At 47.4% G+C, this 5,128-nt stretch carries 6 protein-coding genes; 5 read left to right on the forward strand and 1 reads right to left on the reverse strand.

All coding sequences use genetic code 11. From position 1 onward, the window contains the following. From Q0338_RS03760 to Q0338_RS03780, 5 genes are all read left to right on the forward strand, one after another. A partial coding sequence (locus tag Q0338_RS03760; protein WP_298085592.1) for a DIP1984 family protein occupies nucleotides 1-318 on the forward strand: 318 nt, incomplete at its 5' end. Nucleotides 319-722: 404 nt separating this feature from the next. After that, entirely contained in the window at nucleotides 723-1,274 is a 552-nt protein-coding gene (locus Q0338_RS03765) for a tyrosine-protein phosphatase (protein WP_298085593.1), read from the forward strand. Nucleotides 1,275-1,693: 419 nt separating this feature from the next. After that, on the forward strand, nucleotides 1,694-2,554 hold the full coding sequence (locus tag Q0338_RS03770; RefSeq protein WP_298085594.1) for a hypothetical protein: 861 nt from the start codon (nucleotides 1,694-1,696) through the stop codon (nucleotides 2,552-2,554). A gap of 319 nt (nucleotides 2,555-2,873) precedes the next feature. Further along, entirely contained in the window at nucleotides 2,874-3,284 is a 411-nt protein-coding gene (locus Q0338_RS03775; RefSeq protein WP_298085595.1) for a hypothetical protein, read from the forward strand. Between the two features lie 119 nt (nucleotides 3,285-3,403). Beyond that, the gene (locus Q0338_RS03780) at nucleotides 3,404-3,556 is read left to right on the forward strand and encodes a hypothetical protein (protein ID WP_298085596.1); all 153 of its coding nucleotides are present in this window, start codon (nucleotides 3,404-3,406) and stop codon (nucleotides 3,554-3,556) included. A 210-nt stretch (nucleotides 3,557-3,766) separates the two neighbouring features. On the opposite strand, the gene Q0338_RS03785 is transcribed toward Q0338_RS03780, so the two are convergent. Then, nucleotides 3,767-4,177, reverse strand: a complete 411-nt coding sequence (locus Q0338_RS03785) for a Fur family transcriptional regulator (RefSeq protein ID WP_002952362.1) — start codon at nucleotides 4,175-4,177, stop codon at nucleotides 3,767-3,769. Between the last annotated feature and the right edge of the window lie 951 nt (nucleotides 4,178-5,128).

Below are 5,128 nucleotides of genomic sequence, written 5' to 3' on the forward strand. Positions count from 1 at the left end.
CTAGACGCGCTTACGAGCGAGCTTGAGCGCCTGATAGTTCGGATAAATTTAACCAACTGCACCGCAAAAGCGGATGGCAAGAGCCTAACCGAGCTGATCGCCAAACGCGACGTACTCACGCTAAAAGCTGGTGCATTGCGGGCTTTCGCGCAAGCTTCCGCGCAAAAAGTGGAAATTTATTCGCGCAGCGAGATTAAAATTTTAAGCACGGTTGATGTCGCGGCGCTACAAAAGCAGGTGGATGAGCTAGCAAAGCAGATCAGGCAGCTTGATACGACGCTGCAAGGCGCGAACTGGCAGACCGATCTGACCAACTAAAGCGTCAAATTTAGCGGCGAAATTTGAAAGGATTTCGCGAAAAATAAAATTTCGGGTAAGTATCGCAAGGGGCGAGTACAAAAATTTATGGCAGCGCTCGCGGAAACGGCGCACCCCTTTTACGATTTATTTTCAGTAAATTTACAAGGGCAATGTAACTACGCAATGTAACTACCGCGTACTGATCTAGCGATACCGAGGGCGGGAACGGGGAAATTTTAAAACGAAATTTTGATTTTAATAGCGCGGCTTGCGGGCTTGCAGTAAAATTTGGCAGCGGATTTGGGCGGGCTTGACGCTCAAATTTTACGCTAAATTTAGGCACGCTTGCCATTTTGCATTTTAGCTGCGAGCGTCAAATTTTATAAAAATCATAAAATTTAGCCAAATTTAAAGGATGAAATTTGAAATTTAAAACCCTTGCGCTAGCGGCTGTATTTTGCTTTGCAACAGGCGTAAATGCAGAGCTTGCGACAGAAGCAAATTCCATAAATTTTATAAAAACGAGCGGCGCGGAGCTAAATCTTGCGGACGTAAAAGACGCCAAATTTCAAGATGTGCGATTTAAGAGCGCAGATACCGCGGCGAACGGTACAAACTCAAACTCATCGCAAAAAGCAACCCTCATCGACGAAGCGAAAAATTTCTACCGCGTGGACGAGCGGCTGTTTCGTAGTGCTCAGCTTGACGGAGGCGACGCCGCGAAGCTGCACGAGCTTGGCATCAAAAGCATCGTAAATCTGCGCCATTTTAGCAGAGGCGGCGACAGAAGGGCGTTTGGGGATCAATTTTGGCCCGCGAACAAGCCGCTTCAAAGCTGGGAGATAAAGCCCGCGCAGATAGCGGACGTTTTGCGCACCATTCGCGAGCGCCAAAAGGAGGGCGCCGTGCTCGTGCACTGCTATCACGGAGCCGATCGCACGGGGCTTGTGGTGGCGATGTATCGCGTGATCTGATCGGGGCTAGATGCCGCGCGCAGCGAGATGATAGAGGGCGGATACGGCTTTCACTCCATGTGGCAGGATATCGCGGGCTTTTTGACGCCGCAAAACGAATCGCTTATAAGAGCCGAGCTTGGAATTTAGACGAAATTCTATTTTTCCGCCCGCTCAAGCGGCGTGAAATTTACGAATTCGGAGCGCGTGAACTTGATTTAACAAAAGCTTGAGCGGCTTAAATTCGACTAGAGCCCGCCGGGCTTAAATTCGCAGACTACCGCGGCGAGTTATTGTGGCGGCGGCATTCGCGGGATGAGCCGCGGCAAGACTAAATTTAGGGCGATAGGGTTTGCGAGCTTGAAAACGGGCTTAAATTTAGCATCGCCGCTTGCGCGATAAAATTACGCACTTTAAAATTTCAAAAACGGAGACTACGAATGATACATCACTTTGCGGATCTGCTAGATCGAAAGGACGATTACTGGGCGATGGTGCCCAACCGCGAACGTTTCGCATTCGCGCTAAACGGCCCCGTGGCGGACAAGCAGAGCTTGCAGATCGCTACAATCGGGGCGGATACTCCTTTTTGGGAGCAGATTTTTGAGTGTGGGGATCTGCAGGAGCTTACCCTGCATCTTCCGAGCAAGGAGCAGATCGCCGCGATATCTAGGCTTAGGCAGCTTAAGCGTCTGCGCATTACGAGAGCTCAAGTGAAGAATACCAACTTTCTCGCCGAACTGCCGCTTTTGCAGGAGCTCGTTTTGGAATACGTCTCGGGATTTTGCGACCTTTCGCCTCTGCGCGAGCTGAAAAGCTTAAGATCGGCGCATTTTGAAAATTTACGCAGAGTGAGCGATTTTTCGGGACTTAGCGGCATAGCCTCGCTGCGATATCTGTGCATTAGCGGCACGCTGGATTGGGATCAGCCGATTGTAGATTTCGAGTTTCTCAAAGGCCTAACGGGCCTTGAAGTGCTAAAACTAACCTGGATAAAGTGCAAGGCCCCATATCCGGCGCTTTTGCCGCTCGCCGCTCTTAAAAATCTAAAAAAGATAAGCCTGTATCCGCACGCCTTTGCGCTGGAGGAGTACGCGCTTGCGCAGCTTATTTGCGAGGGGGTAGAGGGCGCGCAAATGCCGCTTGCGGTGGAGTTTAAAGATACCGGCTATGTATATTTTCTAGGGCGAGGCTCGGGATACACCAAAATGGGGGCGAAAAACGAGCTGCAAAGACGCGCGGAGTTTGAGCAAAAATTTGAGGCATGCAAGCAAAAGGCGCGAGAAATTTTAAATTTATAGGTATCGCTAAAATTTTACTCTTTGCGGCGAGCTAAATTTAAAACCGTAAATTTCTGCAAAAAAGCAAAGAAACCTTAAAATAGTAAAATTTAGGTCGTAAAATTTTACGCATTTTTCTACTGAAAATTCTCATACCCTTTTTCAAATATGCGCTCACACCGCCTGTGCGTATCACAACCAAAATAGGCTAAATTTAAAGAGCCGATTTGCGCTTGCGGCGACGGGGCGCATAAAACGCCGCAAATATCAGACAAAATATCCGTAAATTTAGCCGAAACGCAGTAAAATTCGAGCGGCAAATTTAGCAAAAGGAGCGATCGTGGAAAATTTATTGTTAGCGCAGCTGCGCGAGGCGCTACCGCAGGGCATGCGCGTGCCGAGCGAACTTGAGGCGCTTTATGCGTGGATCGAAGCAAACGGCTTTTATGACGACGCGGGCGGGCGCAGACGCGGCTATCTCTACCCGCAGGATCGGCTGCAGCAGAGTTGGAGCGACGATGAGCGCGAGGGCGGCACGGACATCGTATTTTTCACGGATGATCCGAAAAATCGCGACGAGGAGCTAAGGTATTGGTTTTACGGCGAGGATCGCGAGCTTGCCGCGGAGATCAAGCAGCGGCTTTGCGTGTTCGCAGGCAGCGGCTCGGAGGGCTCGATGTGCGCGCTGTGGCTGGACGATGCGGGCGAGACTAGACCCGGCACATGGGATCGGGTTCGGGCTCGACGATGACCTGCGTTTTGGCTCGCAGCGGGCTTGATTTTTTGAGATTGCTTGCGATAGGATATGATGAAATCTGCTGAGATGAGGATTTTAGCACTCCGCCAAACAGCGAGAATGACGACTTTATCGTGCATCCAAACCTGAAATTTCAGCAGTGGGTAACACAGACGTTCAAAACGACGATCCCGCAAACTGCGCTTGAGCTCGTCACTCCCGCACATTTGGACGACGAGAACCCGAGCGATGAGTTTTTGATCTGGGTAAATCGCGTCGCAGAGTGAGGTTTAGTATAAATTTAAGTAGGTTAAGATGCAAAATGTCGCCGTTTTTAGTGCCGCCAAAGCCCTTGTGAGTACAACTTATTCTTGATAAAAGCTCGCTTGCAGAATCAAAAATAGCGACAAATTTTATCGACATAAGTTCAAATTTAATCCATTGCAAAACTATAAATGAGAGAAAAAATTTAGCCCACCAAAAAGCGAGCCAAAAGCTTAATGGCGGCAGTTTTTGCAGTCTTTTACGGTTACGAGCACATTCATCTTTTCGATGAAATTTCCGAGCTTTCTCTCCAAGCTTTCCTTGTACTCGCTCAGCGCCTCGCAGAAGTTATAGTCCTCGACGTGCCCGCAGCTCTCGCATACGACGTGGATGTGCGGGTAGCTAAAGATGTCGTAGCGCGCCTTTTGATTTGGCATATTTACCTCGACGACGAGGCCTTCGTCCTTTAGCATATTTAGGTTTTTATACACCGTTGCGAGCGATACGGACGGGTTTTCGGCGCAGATCTCCTCGTAAAGCTCATCGATCGTCGGGTGCGTGTGGCGGTCGAGGATTTTGAGCACGCTGAGGCGCTGCGGGGTGGCTTTGAGGCCGTGATTTTTGAGAAGTTCCATATAGTTCATCGTTTTTCCTGATATTTTTTAGCTAAATATACAAAAATTTTATTTAAAACTTCTTTATAGTTGGTAATATAAATTATTATTTACTAAAATTTGTGTCATTTGTAGTCAAATTTATACTTTTTACGAGTTTAAGCGCTATACTCAAGGTAAATTTTAGACGTTTAGACTTAAAATTGCCATGCCGAATTTAAATAAAAATCCGACTTTTAATGCGGTGTAAATTTTCCTATCGATCGTTGCAACCGACCGCTGCTTATCACCGCTACCGTAAAAATTTATTTTTTGTCGGTTGCGGCGATACCGCAGCGTTTTAGATACGGCTACGTTTTTTTCGCATTTTTTTAGTTTTCGCTAATTGCGATTTTAAATTTAAACAAGCTTCTGTGCCTTGCCGTACGGCTAAATTTACGAGCAAAAATCTACTTAAATTTTACCTTTTTGATAAAATCCGCGTCAAATCAAGCACCGGCGCCAAATTTAAGCATTATAAACGGCAAAAAACGAAAGTCTGCAATGTTTTTAGCGATTTTATCCTAGGGCACAGCGAGCAAAACAAACCTTAGCACAAAGCCTATCGCGGCTCAAATTTAACCCAAAATTCGCTCGCAAGCCAGCCCGTAAAAAAGATAAACGAAGATAAAAATCAATAAAACCGGCTTAACTCGCGCAAATTTGCCCGTACCGTTTAGGGGCGGTAAATCAAAGTAAGAGTAGCGAGACCGAGTATAAAAAGGTTTGTTTCGCTCAAATTTTTCGCCTTTTCCGCCTAAATGCGCTCGCCAAAACGCGCAAAAACTCTTCAGTTCAAATTTAATCCGCCGTTTCGGCTAAAATTTTCTCGCAAATGCTTGCCGCATCGATACCAAGAGCCTTCTCGACGTCGGCCGTAGCGCCGTGCGGGATAAACGCGTCGTCAAACTCAAAGCTAACGATGCGCACGTCAAAAATGCG

The organism is uncultured Campylobacter sp. (genome assembly GCF_938018145.1).
Classification (GTDB): domain Bacteria; phylum Campylobacterota; class Campylobacteria; order Campylobacterales; family Campylobacteraceae; genus Campylobacter_A.

What these genes read in the sequence shown, in the direction of transcription:
- Q0338_RS03770 (WP_298085594.1), top strand. Translation starts at nt 1,694, where the DNA reads ATGATACATCACTTTGCGGATCTGCTAGATCGAAAGGACGATTACTGG.
- Q0338_RS03785 (WP_002952362.1), bottom strand. Translation starts at nt 4,177, where the DNA reads ATGAACTATATGGAACTTCTCAAAAATCACGGCCTCAAAGCCACCCCG.